The sequence below is a fragment of the Pluralibacter sp. genome, assembly GCF_019237635.1.
Taxonomy (GTDB): domain Bacteria; phylum Pseudomonadota; class Gammaproteobacteria; order Enterobacterales; family Enterobacteriaceae; genus Enterobacter_B.
In genome coordinates this window covers 36,769-59,760 of record NZ_JAFAGS010000176.1, presented here as the reverse complement: position 1 = coordinate 59,760, position 22,992 = coordinate 36,769, and the positions used below count along the sequence as shown (strand labels likewise).

Annotated in this window: 20 protein-coding genes; 3 read left to right on the top strand and 17 right to left on the bottom strand. The window is 57.2% G+C overall.

Translation table 11 applies throughout. The features are described 5' to 3' along the window. Positions 1 to 113: 113 nt before the first annotated feature. Positions 114 to 1,157, bottom strand: a complete 1,044-nt coding sequence (locus JO226_RS20770) for a GMP reductase (protein ID WP_296406951.1) — start codon at positions 1,155 to 1,157, stop codon at positions 114 to 116. Between the two features lie 226 nt (positions 1,158 to 1,383). On the opposite strand from JO226_RS20770, the gene coaE reads away from it, so the two are divergent. The 3 genes from coaE to yacG are packed head-to-tail and all read left to right on the top strand — an operon-like array spanning position 1,384 to position 2,951. Continuing rightward, positions 1,384 to 2,004 carry a dephospho-CoA kinase gene (gene coaE, locus JO226_RS20765; protein ID WP_296406949.1) on the top strand — a complete coding sequence of 207 codons (621 nt, stop codon included), beginning with the start codon at positions 1,384 to 1,386 and terminating at the stop codon, positions 2,002 to 2,004. Next, positions 2,004 to 2,747, top strand: coding sequence for a cell division protein ZapD (zapD, locus tag JO226_RS20760; RefSeq protein ID WP_296406947.1), 744 nt, complete (start codon positions 2,004 to 2,006; stop codon positions 2,745 to 2,747). The genes coaE and zapD overlap by 1 nt, the downstream gene beginning before the upstream one ends. 9 nt (positions 2,748 to 2,756) lie before the next feature. After that, positions 2,757 to 2,951 carry a DNA gyrase inhibitor YacG gene (gene yacG, locus JO226_RS20755; RefSeq protein ID WP_296406946.1) on the top strand — a complete coding sequence of 65 codons (195 nt, stop codon included), beginning with the start codon at positions 2,757 to 2,759 and terminating at the stop codon, positions 2,949 to 2,951. Here the strand turns inward: yacG and mutT are convergent. The 16 genes from mutT to ftsI form a co-directional block, all read right to left on the bottom strand. Then, a complete protein-coding gene (gene mutT, locus JO226_RS20750) occupies positions 2,948 to 3,340 on the bottom strand; it encodes an 8-oxo-dGTP diphosphatase MutT (RefSeq protein WP_296406944.1) in 393 nt (130 codons plus the stop codon). The two genes, yacG and mutT, sit on opposite strands and share 4 nt — an antisense overlap. A 56-nt stretch (positions 3,341 to 3,396) precedes the next feature. After that, complete coding sequence (gene secA, locus JO226_RS20745) at positions 3,397 to 6,102, bottom strand: preprotein translocase subunit SecA (protein ID WP_296406942.1); 2,706 nt, start codon at positions 6,100 to 6,102, stop codon at positions 3,397 to 3,399. 61 nt (positions 6,103 to 6,163) lie between these two features. After that, the gene (gene secM, locus JO226_RS20740) at positions 6,164 to 6,667 is read right to left on the bottom strand and encodes a secA translation cis-regulator SecM (protein WP_296406941.1); all 504 of its coding nucleotides are present in this window, start codon (positions 6,665 to 6,667) and stop codon (positions 6,164 to 6,166) included. Between the two features lie 250 nt (positions 6,668 to 6,917). Then, a complete protein-coding gene (gene lpxC / locus JO226_RS20735) occupies positions 6,918 to 7,835 on the bottom strand; it encodes a UDP-3-O-acyl-N-acetylglucosamine deacetylase (protein ID WP_296406939.1) in 918 nt (305 codons plus the stop codon). Positions 7,836 to 7,935: 100 nt separating this feature from the next. Further along, positions 7,936 to 9,087: a cell division protein FtsZ gene (gene ftsZ / locus JO226_RS20730; RefSeq protein WP_013367596.1), complete on the bottom strand. Its 1,152-nt coding sequence runs from the start codon at positions 9,085 to 9,087 to the stop codon at positions 7,936 to 7,938. 64 nt (positions 9,088 to 9,151) lie between these two features. Continuing rightward, positions 9,152 to 10,408, bottom strand: coding sequence for a cell division protein FtsA (ftsA, locus tag JO226_RS20725; protein ID WP_097162871.1), 1,257 nt, complete (start codon positions 10,406 to 10,408; stop codon positions 9,152 to 9,154). Then, on the bottom strand, positions 10,405 to 11,241 hold the full coding sequence (gene ftsQ / locus JO226_RS20720; RefSeq protein ID WP_296406932.1) for a cell division protein FtsQ: 837 nt from the start codon (positions 11,239 to 11,241) through the stop codon (positions 10,405 to 10,407). The genes ftsA and ftsQ overlap by 4 nt, the downstream gene beginning before the upstream one ends. A 1-nt stretch (position 11,242) precedes the next feature. Next, on the bottom strand, positions 11,243 to 12,163 hold the full coding sequence (locus tag JO226_RS20715; RefSeq protein ID WP_296406930.1) for a D-alanine--D-alanine ligase: 921 nt from the start codon (positions 12,161 to 12,163) through the stop codon (positions 11,243 to 11,245). Then, positions 12,156 to 13,631, bottom strand: coding sequence for a UDP-N-acetylmuramate--L-alanine ligase (murC, locus tag JO226_RS20710; protein WP_296406928.1), 1,476 nt, complete (start codon positions 13,629 to 13,631; stop codon positions 12,156 to 12,158). The genes JO226_RS20715 and murC overlap by 8 nt, the downstream gene beginning before the upstream one ends. Before the next feature lie 60 nt (positions 13,632 to 13,691). Next, positions 13,692 to 14,759 carry an undecaprenyldiphospho-muramoylpentapeptide beta-N-acetylglucosaminyltransferase gene (gene murG / locus JO226_RS20705; RefSeq protein ID WP_296406926.1) on the bottom strand — a complete coding sequence of 356 codons (1,068 nt, stop codon included), beginning with the start codon at positions 14,757 to 14,759 and terminating at the stop codon, positions 13,692 to 13,694. Then, positions 14,756 to 16,000 (bottom strand): cell division protein FtsW, encoded by a 1,245-nt coding sequence (gene ftsW, locus JO226_RS20700; RefSeq protein WP_296406924.1) that lies wholly within the window; start codon positions 15,998 to 16,000, stop codon positions 14,756 to 14,758. Before ftsW ends, murG begins: the two co-directional genes overlap by 4 nt. After that, positions 16,000 to 17,316, bottom strand: coding sequence for a UDP-N-acetylmuramoyl-L-alanine--D-glutamate ligase (gene murD / locus JO226_RS20695; protein WP_296406922.1), 1,317 nt, complete (start codon positions 17,314 to 17,316; stop codon positions 16,000 to 16,002). Before murD ends, ftsW begins: the two co-directional genes overlap by 1 nt. Positions 17,317 to 17,318: 2 nt before the next feature. Continuing rightward, positions 17,319 to 18,401 carry a phospho-N-acetylmuramoyl-pentapeptide-transferase gene (mraY, locus tag JO226_RS20690; protein WP_296406920.1) on the bottom strand — a complete coding sequence of 361 codons (1,083 nt, stop codon included), beginning with the start codon at positions 18,399 to 18,401 and terminating at the stop codon, positions 17,319 to 17,321. Next, complete coding sequence (gene murF, locus JO226_RS20685) at positions 18,395 to 19,753, bottom strand: UDP-N-acetylmuramoyl-tripeptide--D-alanyl-D-alanine ligase (RefSeq protein ID WP_296406918.1); 1,359 nt, start codon at positions 19,751 to 19,753, stop codon at positions 18,395 to 18,397. Before murF ends, mraY begins: the two co-directional genes overlap by 7 nt. Then, on the bottom strand, positions 19,750 to 21,237 hold the full coding sequence (gene murE / locus JO226_RS20680; protein ID WP_296406916.1) for a UDP-N-acetylmuramoyl-L-alanyl-D-glutamate--2,6-diaminopimelate ligase: 1,488 nt from the start codon (positions 21,235 to 21,237) through the stop codon (positions 19,750 to 19,752). Before murE ends, murF begins: the two co-directional genes overlap by 4 nt. Beyond that, positions 21,224 to 22,990: a peptidoglycan glycosyltransferase FtsI gene (gene ftsI, locus JO226_RS20675; RefSeq protein WP_296406914.1), complete on the bottom strand. Its 1,767-nt coding sequence runs from the start codon at positions 22,988 to 22,990 to the stop codon at positions 21,224 to 21,226. The genes murE and ftsI overlap by 14 nt, the downstream gene beginning before the upstream one ends. Between the last annotated feature and the right edge of the window lie 2 nt (positions 22,991 to 22,992).

Sequence of the window (22,992 nt, the reverse complement as noted above, 5' to 3'; positions counted from 1 at the left end):
CGAAAGGGAAACGCTGGCGTGACGAGCACGCCAGCAAGTCTATACCCTAAATAATTCGCGTTGCAGGAGTGCTCACAGCCAACGCACATGCAGCTTGAAGTATGATGGGTATGTTACAGGCTGTTGAACACGCGGTTCTCTTGTTCCTGTACACGAATAAAGGTCGTACGCTTGGTCAGCTCTTTAAGGCGGGAAGCCCCAACGTAGGTACAGGCTGAACGCAGGCCACCGAGAATATCACGGGCGGTATTCTCCACCGGACCACGCAGCGGCAGCTTCACGGTTTTCCCTTCCGCCGCACGGTACTGCGCCACCCCGCCCACGTGACGGTTCATCGCCGACTCGGAGCTCATGCCGTAGAACAGCATGAATTTTTCACCGTTCTCTTCAACGACGCTACCGCCGCTCTCTTCATGACCGGCCAGCATCCCGCCCAGCATCACGAAATCCGCGCCGCCGCCGAAGGCTTTAGCCACGTCGCCCGGCATGGTACAACCGCCGTCGCTGACGATCTGCCCGCCAAGGCCGTGCGCCGCGTCAGCGCATTCAATCACGGCAGACAGCTGCGGGTAACCAACGCCGGTTTTTACGCGGGTGGTACAGACAGAGCCCGGGCCGATACCGACTTTAACAATGTCTGCGCCGGCCAGAATCAGCTCTTCGCACATTTCGCCGGTGACAACGTTGCCCGCGCAGATGGTTTTATTCGGCCACGCCGCACGCGCCTTTGACAGAAACTGCACAAAGTGTTCGGAGTAACCATTTGCCACATCAATGCAGACAAAGTTCAGCGCCGGATGCAGGTCCAGGATCTGTTTTGTTTTTTCGAAATCCGCGTCAGACGTGCCGGTAGACACCATCACGTATTTCAGTACCGCGTCAGATTCGCGCTGAATAAATGCGCTCCACTCATCAACGGTATAGTGTTTATGCACGGCGGTGAGGATCTCGAAAGAGGCCAGCGCGGTCGCCATTGCAAACGTCCCGACGGTGTCCATGTTAGCGGCGATAATCGGCACGCCAGACCATGTCTGACCGGAATGTTTAAAGGTGTACTCGCGTTCCAGCTCAACATCGGAACGGCTTTTAAGGGTAGAGCGCTTAGGGCGGATAAGAACGTCTTTAAAACCTAATTTCAGATCTTCTTCAATACGCATGTGCGGATTCCTGGGGTTATAGGCAAAAATGTCAAAAGCACAACTCCAGTGACGTTATCATACGCACTAATCATCCCGCCGCAAGACTGCGATTTTCACTTTTTTTACGCTACAATCGTACAAATTTACCTGGTGAATAGTGAATTGCACGTTTTTCACGTCAGGTCTTATTTGCCGAATTTTTAACCATTTGATTTTTAATACTAATAATTTCAGGATCGGTTGTATGGGCTATACGGTAGCGTTAACGGGCGGCATCGGCAGCGGCAAAAGTACTGTCGCCAGCGCGTTTGCACATCTGGGAATTACCGTTATCGATGCCGATATTATTGCCCGTCAGGTGGTCGAACCCGGTACGCCCGCACTGGAAGCTATCGTCAATCGCTACGGCGCGCAGATGCGCCAGGCGGACGGGTCGCTCAACCGCCGACAGCTGCGGGAAACAATTTTCACGCACGCCGCCGAAAAATCCTGGCTAAACTCGCTTCTCCACCCGCTTATCCAGGCGGAAACGCAGCGGCAGATGACGCAGGCCGCCTCACCCTATGTGCTGTGGGTTGTGCCTTTGTTGGTGGAGAATCGCCTCTGGCAAAAAGCTGACAGAGTACTGGTGGTTGACGTCTCCCGAGAAACGCAACTCCAGCGCACCATGCAGCGCGATAATGTGACAAAAGAGCACGCCGAACAGATCCTTGCGGCCCAGGCAACGCGCGATGCGCGACTCGCTGTGGCTGACGATGTTATTGATAACAACGGTACACCAGATGCCATTGCATCGGATGTTGCCCACCTGCACACCAGATACCTGAAGCTGGCGGCGCAGGCCGATTCACAGGAAAAACCGTAATGCACACCCACATCCTCTTTGAACATCCTCTTAATGAAAAGATGCGTACCTGGCTGCGTATTGAATTTCTGGTGCAGCAGTTAAACAACAATTTGCCGATTGCTGATCATGCCAGCGCACTGCATTTTTTCCGCAACGTCGGGGACTTACTGGATGTGTTCGAACGCGGGGAAGTGCGTACCGAATTACTGAAAGAGCTGGAGCGCCAGCAGCGTAAACTGCAGCAGTGGAGCGAAGTGCCGGGCGTGGATCAACGCCGCATCGACGACTTACGCCAGCAGTTAAAAGCCAGCGGCAGCATTCTGATGACGGCGCCGCGCGTCGGTCAGGTACTGCGGGAAGACCGGCTGATTGGCCTCGTGCGTCAGCGCCTGAGTATTCCCGGCGGCTGCTGCAGCTTCGACCTGCCGACGCTGCACATCTGGCTGCACTCCTCACAATCGACCCGCGATGCGCAGGTCGCCCGCTGGCTGGAAAGCCTGCAGCCGATGAACCAGGCGCTGAGCCTGATCCTCGATTTAGTGCGCAACTCCGCCCCGTTCCGCAAACAAACCAGCCTGAACGGCTTTTTCCAGGATAATGGCGAAGATGCCGATCTGCTGCGTTTGCAACTGGTGCTGGACGCTCAGTTGTATCCGCAAATTTCCGGACATAAAAGCCGCTTCGCCATCCGCTTTTTACCGCTGGATAGTGAAAACGGCATTGTGCCCGATCGTCTGGATTTCGAGCTGGCCTGCTGTTAAGGAGTGATGATGAACAACGACACGACCGTCAATTGCCCAACCTGCGGCAAAACCGTGATTTGGGGAGAACAGAGTCCTTTTCGCCCCTTCTGCTCCAAACGCTGTCAGCTTATCGATCTTGGCGAGTGGGCGGCAGAAGAAAAAAGGATCCCCAGCAGTGGGGATCTCTCAGATAGCGATGGCTGGAGTGAAGAAGAGCGTTAAGCTTGCGCGATCAGTTTCGCGATAACCGGCTCGTTAGCGGGAGGAAACGCTGCCGCTAACAGCTCGCCCTGCGCCACCCAGCGCCCCGGCTGCCCTTCTTTGCCCCAGGGTTCTCCCTGCCACTCTTCCACCAGCCAGAACCACAGCGTGATGTGCCGGTCCGGAAACTGATATTCCAGCTTGTCGAACAGCACCGCATTGTGCGCCACAATACCCACTTCTTCATGCAGTTCGCGCACCATCGCCTGCTCGGCCGACTCGCCTTCTTCAATTTTCCCGCCCGGGAACTCCCACTTATTGGCCATATGGGCGTCAGCGGCGCGCTGGGTAATGAAGATTTCCCCCTGCGCATTACGGATAATACCTGTTGAGATATTCAGTATTTTCATTGTATTACATCCATAAAAAAGGCGCAGTCACCTGCGCCTTATGTTTATTCAGTCCCTTAGCTCAGACGGCCATGGCACTGTTTGTATTTTTTACCTGAACCGCACGGGCACGGATCGTTACGTCCCACTTTACGATCGCCGGTTTGCGCCGCCAGCATTTCAGCGGCAGCCGTGTCGTCATCCTGATGGCTGAGCTGCTGCATCTGAGACAGGCGCTCCGCTTCTTCACGACGCTGCTGCTCCATCGCTTCAACCTCTTCCGGCAGGCGCACCTGCACCTTGCTCAGGGTGCTGATCACTTCGTATTTCAGCGATTCCAGCATGGCCGCAAACATGGAGAAGGACTCACGCTTGTACTCCTGCTTCGGATCTTTCTGCGCGTAGCCGCGCAGATGGATGCCCTGACGCAGGTAGTCCATCGCCGCGAGGTGCTCTTTCCACAAGGAATCCAGCGTCTGCAGCATCACGCCTTTTTCAAAGTGGCGCATCATTTCGGTGCCGACCACTTCTTCTTTACGCTGATACACTTCGATGGCGCTCTGCAGAATACGCTCGCGCAGGGTCTCTTCGTGCAGCTCTGGCTCTTTATCCAGCCATTCGGAAATCGGCAACTCGAGGTCGAAATCGTTTTTCAGACGTTCCTGCAGACCCGGGATATCCCACATTTCCTCCAGCGACTGCGGCGGAATATGCGCATCGATGGTCGCTTTGAAGACATCTTCGCGGATGCTGGCGATGGTTTCGCTCACGTCCGACACGTCCAGCAGTTCGTTACGCTGGGTGTAGATAGCGCGACGCTGGTCGTTCGCCACATCATCATATTCCAGCAGTTGCTTACGAATATCGAAGTTGCGGCTTTCCACTTTACGCTGTGCGTTGGCAATAGCTTTGGTCACCCACGGGTGCTCGATAGCTTCGCCCGGCTTCATACCCAGTTTACGCATCATGCCCGACACGCGGTCAGAGGCAAAAATACGCATCAGGGCATCTTCCATCGACAGGTAGAAGCGGGAAGAACCGGCATCACCCTGACGACCGGAACGGCCGCGCAGCTGGTTGTCGATACGACGGGATTCATGACGCTCGGTGCCGACGATGTGCAGACCGCCCGCCGCCAGAACGGCTTCGTGACGTACCTGCCAGTCTGCTTTGATCTGCGCAATCTGCTCGCTGGTCGGGTTTTCGAGCTGAGCGACTTCCGCCTGCCAGCTCCCCCCCAGCACGATATCCGTACCACGACCCGCCATGTTAGTCGCGATGGTCACGGTCGCCGGGTAACCTGCCTGCGCAACGATATCTGCTTCACTGGCGTGGAACTTGGCGTTCAGGACGTTGTGCTTGATGCCTGCTTTCGTCAGCTCGCGGGACACCACTTCAGATTTCTCGATAGAGATGGTCCCCACCAGCACCGGTTGACCGTTGGCGGTACGCTCTTTGATGTCTTCGATGATCGCCTGGATTTTTTCCGCTTCGGTCATGTAGACCAGATCCGGCATATCTTTACGGATCATCGGGCGGTTGGTCGGTACCACAACGGTATCCAGCTTATAAATAGAGCTGAATTCAAACGCTTCGGTATCCGCAGTACCGGTCATCCCTGCCAGCTTCTCGTACAGACGGAAGTAGTTCTGGAAGGTGATAGACGCCAGCGTCTGGTTTTCATTTTGGATATCCACGCCTTCTTTGGCTTCCACCGCCTGATGCAGACCATCAGACCAGCGGCGACCCTGCATGGTACGGCCAGTGTGCTCATCGACGATAATCACTTCGCCGTCTTTAACGATGTAGTCCACGTCGCGGGTGAACAGCGCGTGTGCGCGCAGCGCCGCGGTCACGTGGTGCATCAGCATAATGTTCGCCGGAGAGTACAGAGACTCGCCCTCGTCCATAATGCCTTCATTCACCAGCAGCTCTTCCACCAGCACCAGACCACGCTCAGTGAGGTTCACCTGGCGCGCTTTTTCATCCACGGAGAAGTGACCTTCGCCCTGGAAAGTATCGGAGTCTTCTTTCTCCTGACGAATCAGATGTGGAATAATTCTGTTGACCTGACGGTACATCTCAGAGCTGTCTTCCGCCGGGCCGGAGATGATAAGCGGCGTACGCGCTTCATCGATAAGAATGGAGTCGACCTCATCCACCAGCGCATAGTGCAGCTTACGCTGTACGCGCTCTTCCGGGCTGAACGCCATGTTGTCGCGCAGATAGTCGAAGCCGTATTCGTTGTTAGTGCCGTAGGTGATATCGGCGGCGTACGCTTCACGCTTCGCTGGCGCGGGCATTCCCGGCAGGTTAATCCCGACGGACATACCGAGGAACTCAAACAGTGGGCGGTTGTTTTCGGCGTCACGCTGGGCCAGGTAGTCGTTGACGGTGACCACGTGAACGCCTTTACCGGACAGGGCGTTAACATAGGCTGGCAGCGTTGCGGTCAGGGTTTTACCTTCACCGGTGCGCATTTCCGCGATGCAGCGGTCGTTGAGCACCATGCCCCCGAGCAGCTGCACGTCAAAGTGACGCATACCGAATACGCGTTTACTGGCCTCACGGACCACCGCGAACGCTTCCGGAATCAGGTTTTCAACGGTTTCGCCCTTCTCCATGCGCGCGCGAAACTCTGCGGTTTTGGCCTTCAGTTCATCATCGGAGAGTTTTTCCATCTCCGGTTCCATGGCATTGATAACGCCGACAACTTTACGCATACGACGCAGCGTACGATCGTTACGGCTGCCGAAAACTTTAGTTAATAATTTGATTAGCATAATAAAATCTCAAACGCCCCGCGCAGCGGAGTCTTAGTTATTCGTTAAATTCAGGTGTCGTTTAGCTGAGACGTTGAGGTCCGGCGCGGATGCCCTGCACCTGGCTAACCCAGCAGCCAACGCAGAACGGCGCCCGGGCGTCAGGCGCGGGGGGGCTGACCACCATGCGCACAATGGTCGGTGGCGGGCTTTCCCGCATCAGCAGCGCGCTGAGCGTGTCGAGCAGAGCAAGATGGTGCACCTGCATCGGTGCGGTCGCTTCCGCCACCGGCAAGGCCTGCGGCGCCATAGCGAAAGAGAGATGACGAATGACCGTACGGATGGCGTGCTGATGCCAGTAATCGACGGTAAACGTTGGTCGACGGTTGGCTTCCAGCAACGCCAACTGCGAGAAGTTGACCTTCGCCGGGGTCGTATGGTTACTGGCCGCTTTGGTCGGCGGAACCGGCTCGGGGTTGCTGCCGAGCGCAGGCAAGCCGAACCCCGCCGCGACCATCCCCAACAGGAGATGCGGCCAGAAGTACCGTCTGCCAAACTGTCGCCAACGCGTCAGTATTCCACTCACGTCAATTACACCCCGGATCAAACCAACCAGTAAGAATTTTTTAGCGCCCAAATCTTATCACTAATGCCGCTGTCCGGCAGCAGGAATGACGAAATACCCGAGGAAAAGTGCTCAACAAAACATCAAACGCGCTAATGACTTAGCGATTACAGGGGAAAGAAACGACAGGAGGGCTAAAAAAGAAAAAACGACTGGCTTCCTGGTCGGAGAGAGTACCAGGTTACCAGTCGAATTTACGCGATGGTCAGACTTACGCCAGAACCATTGATGGTGCTTTGAATGCCAGCGGCAGCTCTGCGTCGTCTTCGAAAGTGACAAACTCCCAGGCTTCTTGTTTAGCAAGAACCGCCTGAAGCAGCTTGTTATTCAATGCATGACCGGATTTGTACGCCGTAAATGCGCCGATGATGTTGTGACCACACATAAACAGGTCACCAATCGCATCAAGCATTTTGTGACGCACGAATTCGTCTTCGAAACGCAGGCCGTCTTCGTTCAGTACGCGATAATCGTCAACAACGATGGCACAATCGAAGCTGCCGCCCAGGGCCAGGCCGCGGGACTGCAGATATTCGATATCACGCATGAAACCGAAGGTACGTGCACGGCTAATCTGGCGCATGAACGCATCCGCGGAGAAATTCAGTGCATAGCGCTGGTTGCTGCTATCAATGGCCGGATGGTTAAAATCGATGGTGAAATCCAGCGAAAAACCATTGTACGGCTTGAATTCAGCCCACTTGTCGCCGTCCTGAACGCGGACAGTGTCTTTAATGCGCACAAATTTCTTCGCGCAGTTCAGTTCATCGATGCCGGCATCCAGCAACAGATAAACAAACGGCGCAGCACTACCGTCCATAATCGGGATTTCAGGCGCATCGACTTCAATAACGATATTGTCGATACCCAGCCCCGCCAGCGCAGCATTCAAGTGCTCAACTGTCGAAATCCGTACGTCATGCTCGTTAACCAGGCAAGTACAGAGCATGGTATCACGCACAGATTTGGCATCAGCCGGAAAATCTACCGGTGGATTCAAGTCGGTGCGACGATAGATGACCCCGGTATTTGCCGGCGCAGGGCGCAGCGTCAGCGTGACTTTCTTGCCGGTATGTAAACCGACACCCGTCGCCTGAACGATACGTTTAAGAGTCCTTTGTTTGATCATCGTATAATCTCGCCAAATTACCTATCCAACCGAAGTGTACTACACACTTGGCGGGCCAGTTTAGCACAAAGAGCGCAGATTCCCAAATTCCAGCGTATTCTTAGTCCGCCTGCTTGCGCAGAAACGCCGGGATATCAAGGTAATCCGGTTCTTTCGTGGTTTGCGGCGTATTGTCGTTAACCACTTTTGCGACTGTTTTTTGTTCCTGAGACAGCGGCGCCATACCGTGTTGCTGATAGCGATCCATCACCGGCTGCTGCTGTTGCTTATTGGTCACCAGCGTAATTTCCGGACGTTTGTCCATGCCGATACCGGTCGCAACCACCGTAACGCGCAGTTCGTCGTTCATCTCTGGATCCAGAGATGTACCGATAACCACGGTTGCGTTGTCAGACGCGAACGCGCGGATAGTGTTACCCACGGTTTCAAACTCGTCCAGACGCAGGTCGAAGCCCGCCGTGATGTTGACCAGAACGCCGCGCGCGCCGGACAGATCGATATCTTCCAGCAGCGGAGAAGAGATAGCCATTTCAGCCGCTTCTTCCGCACGGTCTTCACCGCTGGCCACGCCGGAGCCCATCATCGCATAGCCCATTTCGGACATCACGGTACGCACGTCCGCAAAGTCGACGTTCATCAGGCCCGGACGGGTGATCAGTTCGGCGATACCCTGCACCGCGCCTTTCAGCACGTCGTTTGCCGCGCCGAACGCGTCAAGCAGAGAGATGCCGCGACCCAGCACTTTCAGCAGCTTGTCGTTTGGAATCGTGATCAGCGAGTCCACGTGTTTGGACAGCTCGGCGATACCCTGCTCCGCAAACGCCATACGCTTCTTGCCTTCAAAGTTGAAAGGCTTGGTCACGACGGCCACGGTCAGAATACCTAAATCTTTTGCTACTTCAGCCACAACCGGGGCTGCGCCAGTACCGGTACCACCGCCCATACCGGCGGCGATGAACACCATGTCGGCGCCGTCAAGAGCTGCACGCAGCGCTTCACGGTCTTCGTCGGCTGCATTACGGCCAACTTCCGGGTTTGCGCCCGCGCCCAGACCTTTGGTAATACCGCTACCGATCTGAATGGTCTGGCCAACCGCAGTTTTACGCAACGCCTGGGCGTCGGTGTTCACTGCGAAGAATTCAACACCTTCGATGCGCTCGCGCACCATGTGTTCAACGGCATTACCGCCGCCGCCACCGACGCCGATGACTTTAATCACCGCGTCGTTGGTTAGTTCCATAGGTTCAAACATAGTTTCTCTCCGTTTTGTGCCTGTCGCCTGAGAACGCAAATTATCGGCGTTCTCTTAAAAAAAATTAAAACTCTTTTCGCAGCCAGGTATTAATTCGCTTAATCCATGAACTCACTGCGACGCGTTTTTCCACTTCAGCTTCACCACTCAGATGGGACTCTTTCCCGTAGTGAAGCAGGCCCACCGCCGTCGAATAATACGGCTCCTGGGCATAATCCGTCAGTCCGGTGATGTTCAGCGGTGCGCCGATGCGCACCTGCGTATGGAACACGCGCTGCGCACAGGCCGCCAGGCCCTCAATTTGCGCGGCGCCGCCGGTTAACACAATCCCCGCCGCCAGGTGATGTTTCACTCCTTGCTGACGAAGCTGTTCCTGTAACTGTAAAATTTCCTCGTTAACGAGGTTCAGCAGCTCGGTATAACGCGGCTCAATCACCTCCGCCAGCGTCTGACGCTGCAGGCTGCGCGGCGGGCGTCCGCCCACGCTTGGCACTTCGACGCTTTCGTCTTTGCCGACGATAGAGCCCAGCGCGCAACCATGACGTACTTTAATCGCCTCTGCGTCGCTCGGCGGCGTGCCGAAGGCATAAGCGATATCGCTGGTCACCACATTCCCGGCATACGGGATAACTTTGGTGTGACGCAACGCGCCGCCAGTGTACACGGCGATATCCATTGTACCACCGCCGACATCCACCACGCAGACACCCAGTTCACGTTCATCTTCCGTTAATACGGAATAGCTGGACGCCAGCCCGGCGAAAATCAGTTGGTCAACTTTCAGACCGCAGCGTTCAACCGCTTTAACAATGTTTTTCGCCATATCGTTATGGCAAGTGATCAGGTGCACTTTCGCCTGCATACGAACACCCGACAAACCGACAGGATTTTTAATCCCTTCCTGGTAGTCAATCGCATATTCCTGCGGGATCACGTGCAGAACACGATGCTCGTCGCGCACGCGTACGGACTTCGCCGTATGCACCACGTTTTCGACATCTTCCTGCGTCACTTCCTCTTCGGAAATCGGCACCATGCCGATTTCATTCTGACAGCTTATGTGCTTGCCTGAAAGCGCCAGATACACGGAGGAAATCTGGCAATCCGCCATCAGTTCGGCCTGGTCGATGGCGCGCTGTACGCACTTCACCACGGACTCCAGGTCGTTTACCCCGCCTTTGTCCATACCCCGGGACGGGCAACTGCCCACACCGATGATATTCACCATTCCGTCGGGCAGAACTTCCCCTACCAAAGCGGCTACCTTCGCGGTACCAATTTCCAGCCCTACTACCAGTTTTCTGTCCGTCGCTTTGATCATTGTTGCTCTGCCTGTGCCTGATTCTGTTGTTGATGTGTATCCTCTACGGGAGCCGGAGCTGGCTGCCAACCCACCGCTGCGCCTGAGTCATAACGCAAATCAACATAGCTAATCCGTTTGCCATCGGTTTGCGCCTGCTGCTGAAGAACCGGGTAGAGTTCTAAAAAGCGCTCAAGACGTTTCATCGTATCGCCGCGTCCCAGATTAATCCTGATGCCATTGTCCAGTGTTAACTGCCAGGAGCGGCGTGCGGTCATCGCCGCCACTTTCAACGTAAATTTCTCTTTAGCCAGTACCAGCCCCATGTCGCGATATCCCTGAAGCACTTCGTTTTCACTTCCTTCAGGGCCGTAAAGCATGGGCAAATTCTGCTTACTGGCGCGATCCGCTGGCACGCTGAACGCATTACCGTCGGTATCGACCATGTGCTGATCATTCCAACGTGCAATAGGCACATATTCAACCAGATGAATCTTCAATTCGTCCGGCCACTGCTTACGAACGCTCGCCTGCTTAATCCATGGCAGACGCTCAATCTGACTCTGGATAATATTGACGTCCTGAGTCATAAACGTTCCCGGCGAACCCAGCGCCAGAATGGTCTGGCGGATATCATCGTTGCGCGTGTAGTGACGATCGCCTGTCACCACCAGTTTTGATATCGGCAATCGCTGAGCATCTTCCATCCAGCCGAGCACCACCCAGCCGCTCATCAACACGGTGCATAATACCGCCAGCAGGAACACAATCCCCGCAAGACGTGTTCCATTATTACGTCGTGAAGAGGAAAGCTCTTCTTCACGATTCCGCGTATTCAGCGCTGCCTGCGACATATCAACCCGCCAGGTCCAGAATGCGTACCACCAGCTGCGAGAAGCTCATGCCCGCCTGGCGCGCCGCCATCGGCACCAGACTGTGGCTGGTCATACCCGGAGAGGTATTCGCTTCCAGCAGATACAACTGACCGTCTTCGTCCTGCATCACATCAATACGACCCCAGCCTGAACACCCAAGAATATTCCAGGCTTTCAGCACCAGCGCTTTCATTTCTTCTTCACGCTGTGGTTCTTCACAACCAGGGCAGAAATATTTTGTCTCGTCAGAGAGATACTTCGCCTCATAATCATAGAAGGTTCCAGCAGGTTGGATGCGAATTGACGGCAAAATTTCTTCACCCACTACCGCCACGGTGAATTCCGGTCCGCTGAGCCATTTTTCTATCAGAACGTCATCATCGTGCTGAAATGCTTGCGCTAACGCCGCATCAAGCGCACGACTTTCGTTCACTTTCGACATACCGACGCTGGAGCCTTCACGGCTCGGCTTCACAATCAGCGGCAAACCCAGCGCCGCAATACGCTGTGAATCCTCTGCGGACAGGCCCTGAGCGAACTCGGCGCGGGTCAGCGCCACCCACGGCGCCACGGGAAGCCCCGCCCCTTGCCACAGCAGTTTGCTGCGCAGTTTGTCCATAGAGATGGCTGACGCCATCACGCCGCTGCCGGTATAAGGAATGCCAGTAAGCTCCAGCAAACCCTGCAACGTACCATCTTCACCGCCACGGCCGTGAAGCGCAATAAACACTTTCTTAAATCCCTTGCTTTTCAGAAGGGTGATATCTTCATCGCGCGGGTCAACGGCATACGCATCAACGCCAGCTTCACGTAAACCGGCCAGCACCGCCGCGCCGGAGTTGAGCGATACCTCGCGCTCTGCGGACGTCCCGCCAAGCAGGACGGCGATTTTATCAGCCATGGCGATCATCCTCCTGCCCCTGCGGTTTAAGTTTGATTTCAGCTAAGTTACGTGCGATTTTGCCGATATTCCCCGCACCCTGAACCAAAATCAGGTCATTTCCGGTCAGAACAGGGGCCAGCATGTCCGCGACCTGCGCCGGATCGGAAACCAAAATGGGATCAACTTTACCGCGCCCACGAATCGTGCGGCACAGCGAGCGGCTGTCGGCGCCAGGAATCGGCGCTTCACCCGCCGGGTAAACATCCAGCATCAGCAACGCGTCGACCTGAGTCAGTACGTTGGCGAAATCGTCGTACAGATCGCGCGTACGAGTGAAGCGGTGCGGCTGGAACAGCATGACCAGATTTTTATCCGGCCAGCCGGCACGCGCAGCTTTAATGGTCGCATCCACTTCCGTCGGGTGGTGGCCGTAGTCATCAACCAGCATGGCGCTACCGTTTTTACCGTTCACATCCTGCAGCGGGAATTCGCCGAGGAAATCAAAGCGACGACCGGTGCCCTGGAAACTCGCCAGCGCGCGCAGGATCGCCTCATCGTCAATGCCCTCTTCCGTTGCCACCGCAACCGCCGCCGCCGCATTGAGCGCATTATGGCGGCCCGGAGCGTTCAGGACGACCTTCAACACCGCTTTGTCCTGGCGAATCAGGGTGAAATGCCCCTGCGCGCCGATTTGGCTGTAATCTTCAACACGCACATCGGCATCGTCGCTAAAGCCATAGGTGGTGATTTGACGCCCTACGCGCGGCAGCAGCTCGCGGATCACCGGATCGTCCACACACATCACCGCACGGCCGTAAAACGGCAGGTTGTGCAGGAAGTTGATAAAGGTCTGCTTCAGGTTCTCAAAGTCGCCCTGGTAAGTATCCATATGGTCGGCTTCGATGTTGGTCACAATCGCGACCATCGGCTGCAGGTGCAGGAACGACGCATCGCTTTCGTCCGCTTCCGCAATCAGGTAGCGGCTGTTACCCAGACGCGCATGCACGCCTGCAGCTTTCACCAGGCCGCCGTTCACGAAGGTCGGGTCGAGCCCGGCTTCCGCGTAAATGCTCGCCACCATCGCGGTGGTCGTGGTTTTGCCGTGGGTTCCGGCAATCGCAATGCCGTGACGAAAACGCATCAATTCCGCCAGCATCTCCGCACGGCGGATCACCGGAATACGCGCCTCATGCGCCGCAACGATTTCCGGGTTCTCCGCCGAAATCGCGCTCGACACCACCACCACGCTCGCATCGCGCACGTTTTCCGGGCGATGGTTGAAATAAATCGTCGCGCCCAGCGCTGAAAGCTGCTGAGTCACCGGGTTCGGCGCTAAATCCGAACCGCTGATCTGATACCCTTCGTTGGCCAACACTTCGGCAATACCGCCCATGCCAGCACCACCGATGCCAACAAAGTGGATGTGCCGGACGCGACGCATCTCGGGCACAATGGAACGCAGTTTTGCCAGTTGTTGTGTATTCATCTTCTAAACGCCATCGACTACTTCAAAAATTCATGCAACGCCAAACGGGCGCCGCGATTATCAAGCCTGGGCTGCCAGGCTCACTTCGTTTGCCACCCGCTCCGTAGCATCCGGGATGGCGGCGGCGCGAGCGCGTTCAGCCATCTCCAGCAAGGTATTCCGATCCCAGCTCTCAAGCGTGCTGGCAACCGCATCGGCGGTAAACTGCGGTTGTTCAAAAATCTTCGCCGCGCCAGCTTGCTCCAGCGGCAGCGCATTCCAGTACTGCTGGCGATCTTTATGCTGGAACGGCACAAAAACGGCAGGCAGCCCGGCGGCGGCAATCTCGCTGACCGTCAACGCGCCCGAGCGACATACCACCACATCGGCCCAGGCGTAGGCAGCGGCCATGTCGTCAATAAACTCCGTCACGTTGTGTTGCGGCTGGCCCGCGTCGGCGTAAGCCTGCTGCACGGTCTGTTCGGCGCCCTTCCCGCTCTGATGCCAGATGGTCACGCTGTCGCCGAGCTTAGCGGCCACCAGCGGCATCGTCTGGTTGAGCACGCGCGCGCCCTGTGACCCCCCCACTACCAGCACGCGTTTCGGTCCTGCGCGGCCGACCAGACGCTGCTGCGGCAGCGGCAGCGCCAGTACATCAACGCGCACCGGATTGCCCACGACCGCAGCATTGGGAAACGCCCCAGGAAAGGCCTGCATCACTGTCGTGGCGATTTTCGCCAGCCACTTATTGGTCAATCCGGCAATCCCGTTCTGCTCATGGAGCACCACCGGGATCCCTAACGACCAGGCCGCCAGGCCGCCAGGGCCAGACACATAGCCGCCCATGCCCAGCACCACATCCGGCTTATAGCATTTCATAATCGCCCGCGCCTGACGCCAGGCGTTGAAGATGCGAACCGGCGCCAGCGCCAGCGCCTTCAGCCCTTTGCCACGCAAACCGGAAATGCGGATAAAATCAATCTCGATGCCGTGTTTCGGCACCAGGTCTGCTTCCATACGGTCGGCGGTGCCGAGCCAGCGAACCTGCCAGCCCTGCTCCATCAGGTGATGCGCAACCGCCAGCCCCGGGAACACATGCCCACCGGTACCGCCAGCCATCACCATCAATCGCTTCACCTGACCACTCATCGCACACCCCGTGTAAACGCCTGGGCTTTCTCCAGACGCGTTTCATAATCAATACGTAACAGCAGCATAATGGCCGTCGACATAATCAACAGACTGGAACCGCCGTAACTGATAAGCGGCAACGTCAGGCCTTTTGTCGGCAGCATCCCCGCCGCCGCGCCGACGTTAACCAGCGCCTGGAAGCTAAACCAGACGCCGATGGCGCAGGCCAGAAAACCGGAAAAACGCTGGTCAAGCTCCAGCGCTTTGCGGCCAATGGACATGGCGCGGAAAGCGACGAAGAATACCATTAAAAGTGCCAGTACCACACCGATATAACCTAACTCCTCCGCGATAATCGCGAAGATGAAGTCCGTGTGCGCCTCCGGCAGGTATTCCAGCTTTTGCACCGAGTTGCCGAGGCCCTGCCCCCACATTTCGCCGCGACCGAACGCCATCAGCGACTGGGTCAGCTGATAGCCGCTGCCAAACGGATCTTCCCATGGGTTCCAGAATGACGTGACGCGGCGGATACGGTACGGCTCTGCGAGGATAAGCAGAACAACCGCCGAGATCCCCATGCCGATAATCGCGATGAACTGCCACAGCTTGGCGCCCGCGAGGAACAACATCGCAAGCGTCGTGACGAACAGCACCACCACGGTCCCAAGGTCAGGCTGCGCCAGCAGCAGGATCGCCAGCACGAAGATAACGCCCATCGGCTTTAAGAAGCCGCGCAGGTTGTTACGCACCTCGTCGGCCTTACGCACCAGATAGTTGGCGATATAGCAAAACAGCGACAGCTTGGTGAATTCCGCAGGCTGAATACGCAGCGGCCCCAGCGCTATCCAGCGCGACGCGCCGTTAACCGAACTGCCGACGACCAGTACGATAAGCAGCATGCCGATAGAGGCAATCAGCATGGCCGTACTGTGACGTTGCCAGAACTCCATCGGCAGGCGCAGCGTGATTAACCCCAGAAGAAACGCGAGGATGATATACAGGCCGTCACGCTTGGCGAACAAAAACGGATCGTTGGCCAGACGCTGCCCAACGGGCATCGACGCCGACGTCACCATAACGAAACCAACCGCCGCCAGACCGAGCGTCAGCCACAGCAGGGTACGATCGTACATCACCAGGCTGTCGTTATCCTTCGGCCTGGACCCCATCACCCAGCCTTTTAACGCCGAAAACAGCCAGACCAGGATCCCTGATCCCGGCAGGTGCGGCATTCTCAGGCGAGGGAGAGATAAACGCATCAGCCTAACTCCTTCGCCAGACGGGTAAAGATATCCCCGCGCTGCTCAAAATTCTTGAACTGATCAAGACTGGCGCAGGCCGGAGACAACAGCACCATATCCCCCGGCTTCACCTGCGGCGCGATAAGACGCATCGCCTGTTCCATGGTCTCCGTCAGCGTGGCGACTTCCGGACGCAGCGCCGCCAGCTCAGCGCCGTCGCGGCCAAAGCAGTACAGGCGAATGTTATCCCCTGTCAGGTAGCGCTTGAGCGGCGCAAAATCGGCAGATTTACCGTCGCCGCCCAGCAGCAGCCAGAGGGTGCCGTCGACATGCAGGCCGTTCAGCGCCGCTTCCGTACTGCCGACGTTGGTGGCCTTCGAATCGTTAATCCAGCGCGCGCCGTTATGCACCAGCGCCAGTTGGAAACGGTGCGCCAGGCCGCTAAACGTGGTCAGCGCCTTCAGGCTGCTGGCGCGCGGCAATCCTGCGGCATCCGCCAGCGCCAGCGCCGCCAGTGCATTGGTATAGTTATGCTGACCGCTGAGATTCATCTCTTTCACGTTCAGCACTTTTTCACCTTTCACCCGCAGCCAGGTTTCACCCTGCTGACGGTTCAGGTGGTAATCACCCATATTGATGCCGAAGCTGATGCAGCGTTCATCGGCGCCGCGCACCGGCATCGTCAGCGCATCATCGGCATTCACCACGCAGACTTTCGCGTTTTCATACACGCGCAGTTTTGCCGCACGGTACTGCTGTAAGCCCAGCGGATAGCGATCCATATGATCTTCAGTCACGTTGAGGACTGTCGCGGCAACTGCCCGCAGACTGGAGGTGGTCTCCAGCTGGAAGCTTGAAAGTTCCAGCACATACAGCTCGCGGGAGACATCCAGCAGCATCAGCGCAGGCAAACCAATGTTGCCACCGACGCCGACATTAATGCCTGCCGCTTTCGCCATTTCGCCGACCAGCGTCGTGACGGTGCTTTTCCCGTTTGAACCAGTGATCGCCACGACAGGTGCCTGCGCTTCACGGCAGAACAACTCGATATCGCCAACGATTTCCACACCGGCATCTGCGGCCGCGCTTAACGACGGGTGCGACAGGGCGATACCAGGGCTTGCCACAATCAGGTCCGCCGCCAGCAGCCAGTCGTCATTCAGACCGCCAACATAACGTTCGACCTGCTCCGGCAGCTTATCCAGTCCCGGCGGCGTGGCACGGGTATCCATCACGCTCGGGGTCACGCCCTGCGCCAGAAAGAAATCAACGCAGGAAAGACCGGTCAGTCCAAGACCGACGATGACCACGTTTTTGCCCTGGTAATCTGCCATGATTAACGCACCTTCAACGTTGCCAGGCCAATCAGCACCAGCATCAGGGAAATAATCCAGAAGCGCACAATCACGCGCGGCTCCGGCCAGCCTTTCAGTTCATAGTGATGGTGAATCGGCGCCATGCGGAAAATACGTTGTCCGCGCAGTTTGAATGAGCCGACCTGCAGGATAACCGACAGGGTTTCCACCACGAATACGCCGCCCATAATGACCAGCAGAAACTCCTGACGCAGCAGCACAGCGATGATGCCCAGCGCGCCGCCCAGGGCCAGCGAACCGACGTCGCCCATGAAGACCTGCGCCGGATAGGTGTTGAACCACAGAAAGCCTAAGCCCGCGCCGACAATCGCCGTACAGACGATGACCAGTTCACCGGCATGGCGCAGATACGGAATATGCAGATAGCTGGCGAAGTTCATGTTGCCGGTCGCCCACGCAACCAGCGCAAAACCCGCAGCCACGAACACCGTTGGCATAATCGCCAGGCCGTCAAGGCCGTCGGTCAGGTTCACCGCATTCCCCGTTCCCACAATGACGAAGTAGGCCAGCAGAATGTAGAAAAGCCCCAGTTGAGGCATGATGTCTTTAAAGAACGGCACCACCAGTTGCGTCGCTGGCGTATCTTTACCGACCATATACAGCGCAAAGGCGACGCCGAGCGCGATAACCGACATCCAGAAGTATTTCCAGCGGGCAATCAGGCCTTTCGTATCTTTGCGCACCACTTTGCGGTAGTCATCGATAAAACCGATCACGCCGTAGCCGACCAGCACCACCAGTACGCACCACACGTAAGGGTTCCACGGATACGCCCACAGCAGAACGGACACCACGATCGCGGTCAGGATCATGATCCCGCCCATTGTCGGGGTGCCGCGCTTGCTGAAGTGCGACTCAGGACCATCGTTACGCACGACCTGGCCAAAAGAGAGTTTTTGCAGACGGGCAATCATGCGCGGGCCCATCCACAACGAGATGAACAGCGCAGTCAGCAGGCTGACGATGGCGCGAAACGTCAGATAGGAAAAGACGTTAAAGCCGGAATAATATTTGACCAAATGTTCGGCCAGCCAAACTAACATGTCCCGTTCTCCTGTAATGCGCGTACTACCTCTTCCATGGCGGCACTACGTGAACCCTTCACTAAAATGGTGATGATTTGTTGTTCTTTGATCATTGTTTTCAGCCGCGCGATAAGCGTTGCTTTATCGGTAAAGTGCTCTCCGACACCGCTTGCCGACCCAATCAGCTGGCTTAACGTCCCCACGCTTAATACGCGGTCGATACCCGCCGCTTTTGCCGCTTCGCCAACCTGACGATGGCAGGCTTCGCTTTCGTCGCCGAGCTCCGCCATATCGCCAACCACCAGCACGCGGTAGCCCGGCATATCGGACAGCACCTGCGCCGCCGCGGTCATTGAGCCCACGTTGGCGTTGTAAGAGTCGTCAAGCAGCAGTGTGTTTTCCGCAAGCGCAATCGGGAATAAACGCCCCGGCACCGCCTGCAGTTTCGCCAGACCGGCCTTGACCGCGTCCAGCCCTGCGCCAACGGCCATCGCCAGCGCGGTTGCGGCCAGCGAGTTAGCGATATTGTGGCGCCCCGGCAACGGCAGCAGCACGTCGACGCTCCCCTGCGGGGTATGCAGCGTGAACGCCGTGCCACGGCGGGTCACCTGAATATCGCTGGCGGTAAACTCGCTGTTCGCCGCATTCGGCGAGAAGCGCCAGACCTGACGCTCGCCAATCACGCTCTGCCAGTTCAGCCAGTCGCTGTTATCCGCATTCAGAATGGCAATGCCGTCCTGCGGTAAACCGGTAAAGATTTCCCCTTTTGCTTTCGCCACGCCCGCCAGAGAACCGAAACCCTCAAGGTGCGCCGCAGCCAGGTTATTCACCAGCGCTGCTTCCGGACGCGTCAGGCTGACGGTCCAGGCGATTTCGCCCTGATGGTTAGCCCCCAGCTCAATCACCGCAAACTCATGCTCAGGCGTCAGTCGCAGCAATGTCATCGGCACGCCGATGTCATTATTGAGGTTGCCAGCGGTATATAACGTATTTCCGCACTGGCCCAGTATCGCGGCGGTCATCTCTTTAACCGACGTTTTTCCTGAGGAGCCAGTCAGCGCGACCACCCGGGCCGGAACCTGCTGACGCACCCAGGCCGCCAGTTCACCGAACGCCAGACGGGTGTCTTTCACCACGATCTGCGGCAGCGAGCACGCCAGCTTGCGGCTCACCAGCAGCGCGCCTGCGCCGCCTTCTTTGGCCTGCTCGACAAAATCATGCGCGTCGAAGCGCTCGCCTTTTAAGGCGACAAATAAACAGCCCGCCGTCACCTTACGGGTATCCGTCGTTACGGCATCAATGGTCAGAGAGCCGCCGTGCAGCTCGCCCTGCAATACGTCGGCGAGCTGACTTAGCGTTACGCGAATCATGCCACCACTCCCAGCAGGCGGGCTGCAGTGACGCGGTCGGAATAATCAAGGCGGCGGTTGCCGACAATCTGGTAGTCCTCATGACCTTTACCGGCCACCAGCACCACGTCGTTTTCTTTTGCCTGCATGATGGCGTTGGTCACCGCTTCAGCGCGCCCTTCCATCACTTTCACCCGTCCGGCGTCCAGCATACCGGCCAGGATATCGTTAATAATCGCGCGCGGCTCTTCGGTACGCGGATTGTCGTCCGTCACCACCACCACATCGGCGAACTCTTCGGCAATAGCCCCCATCAGCGGACGTTTGCCTTTGTCGCGATCGCCGCCGCAGCCAAAGACGCACCACAGCTTGCCCGCACAGTGCAGACGCGCGGCCTGCAGGGCCTTTTCCAGCGCATCCGGCGTATGAGCGTAGTCAACCACTACCGTCGGTTTCCCCGGCGCGGTGAACACTTCCATACGGCCGCACACCGGCTGCAAACGCGCGGCGGTGCTCAGGAGGCTGGCAAGCGGGTAGCCCAGCGCCAGCAGCGTCGCCAGCGCCAGCAGTAGGTTGCTGACGTTAAACGCGCCCATCAGGCGGCTGTCGATTTCGCCATTGCCCCAACTGGAGGCAAACTGGATAGTCGCCCCGTGGTCGTGGTAGCTCACCGAGGTCGCCTTCAGCCAGCGGCCGTGGCAGTTCGGATTGATATGGTCTTCCATGGATACGGCAACCGCATCCGGCAGTTTCGCCAGCCAGCGGCGTCCCACTTCGTCATCGGCGTTAATAATCGCCTGGCCGCAGTGGTGGGTGGAATAAAGCAGCCATTTCGCCGCTTCGTAGTGTTCCATATCGCCGTGGTAATCGAGGTGGTCACGGCTTAAGTTGGTGAAAACAGAAGCGGCAAACTGCAGCGCCGCGACGCGATGCTGCACCAGGCCATGGGAAGAAACTTCCATGGCGGCCAACGTCGCCCCCTGCCCTGCAAGTCCCGACAGCACGTGCTGCACGTCGACGGCCGAGCCGGTCGTATTTTCCGTCGGGATAACTTTATCCAGCAGACCGTTGCCGACAGTACCCATCACGGCGCTGGTTTCGCCCAGCAACTGCGCCCATTGCGCCAGCAGTTGGGTTGTGGTGGTTTTGCCATTCGTCCCGGTCACCCCGACCAGGCGCAGACGCCCGGAAGGCTGGTGATAGAAACGACCGGCCAGCGCCGACAGGCGCTCATTCAACTGGCTGAGATAGATAACCGGTACGCCGTGCATTTCACGGATTTCGCCATCGGTCGCTTCGTCTTTTGCCTCAGCAATAATGGCAGCAACACCTTGCGCTATCGCCTGCGGGATATATCGACGCCCGTCCGCCTGATGACCTGACACAGCCACAAAGAGATCGCCCGATGCCGCCACGCGGCTATCGAGTGTCATCTCTCGCAGCGCCCGCTCGGGTGCATTCGGCACCCACGGAGCAAGAAGGTCGCGCAAATTACGATCTGCCACCGGTTCCCTCGCCTTGATTAATTACATATTCACTTTTTTCGCCCGTCGCCAGCGCATCCGGCTCGATGTTCATGGTGCGCAGAACGCCGCCCATGATGGCACCAAACACTGGCGCGGAAACGGCGCCGCCGTAGTATTTACCCGCCTGCGGGTCGTTAATCACCACCACCAGCGCAAAGCGCGGCTGGCTGGCTGGCGCGACACCCGCGGTGTAAGCAATATATTTGTTGATGTAGCGGCCATCCGGCCCCACTTTTTTCGCCGTACCGGTTTTGATGGCGATACGGTAGCCTTTAATCGCTGCCTTCACGCCGCCGCCGCCCGGCAGCGCCACGCTCTCCATCATATGCATGACGGTACGTACGATAGACTCAGGGAAGATACGCTCGCCCGGAACGGGGGGATCAACTTTGGTGATCGACAGCGGGCGGTAGACGCCATAGCTGCCGATCGTTGCATAGACTCGCGCTAACTGTAACGGGGTTACCATTAGCCCATAGCCGAAAGAGAAGGTGGCCCTCTCTATGTCAGACCACCGTTGTTTTTGAGGAAATAAGCCACTGCGTTCTCCGACCAACCCCAAATTGGTCGCCTTTCCCAGTCCAAAACGTGAGTAAGTATCTACTAACGCTGAGGAGGGCATCGCTAACGCCAGCTTGGAGACACCAACGTTACTCGACTTCTGTAGTACCCCGGTCAGGGACAATTCGCTGTAACGCGCCACGTCTTTGATTTCGTGACCGTTAATCTGATAAGGAATGGTGTTCAGTACGGTATTTTCGTTCACAATCCCACGCTGCAGCGCGGTCATCACCACCATCGGTTTTACCGTTGAACCCGGCTCGAAAACGTCGGTGATGGCGCGGTTACGCATCGCATCTTTTGCGGTGCCGCTGAAGTTGTTCGGGTTGTAGGAGGGGCTGTTGGCCATCGCCAGCACTTCGCCGGTGCTGACATCGACCAGCACCGCGCTGCCGGATTCCGCTTTGTTAAACGCCACGGCGTTGTTCAGCTCACGGTAAACCAGCGCCTGCAAGCGTTCGTCAATGCTCAGCGCCAGGTTATGCGCCGCCTGGCTGTCGGTGGAGGAGATATCTTCAATGACGCGACCGTAACGGTCTTTACGCACGATACGCTCGCCCGGCTGCCCGGTCAGCCACTTATCAAAACTCTTCTCGACCCCTTCAATCCCCTGGCTGTCGACGTTAGTAAAGCCAATGAGGTGAGCGGTTACTTCACCGGAAGGGTAGTAGCGGCGGGACTCTTCGCGCAGATAGATCCCCGGCAGCTTGAGCTTTTTGATGTAGTCGGCCATGTCAGGGTTGACCTGACGGGCCAGATAGATAAAGCGCCCTTTCGGGTTAGCGTTAATGCGGGAAGCCAGCTGATCCAGCGGCATATTCAGGGCGTCGGACAGCGCCTTCCAGCGGTTGTCGAGGCTAATGCCGCCTGCGTCATGCAGCTCTTTAGGGTCAGCCCAAATCGCTTTCACCGGCACGCTCACCGCCAGCGGTCGGCCAGAACGGTCGGTTATCATCCCGCGCGAGGTGGACACCTCCTGCACGCGCAGGGAACGCATGTCACCCTGACGCACCAGCATGTCAGGACTGATGATCTGTAGCCAGGCCACGCGACCCAGCAAAAACGTCAACGCCAGCAAAATGCAGCCGCAAAGCAACGCAAAACGCCAACTGATGAAGTTGGCTTGTTCTTCCTGGCGTTTTGGTTTCTGCGTCTTTGCCACTGCTTTCATGC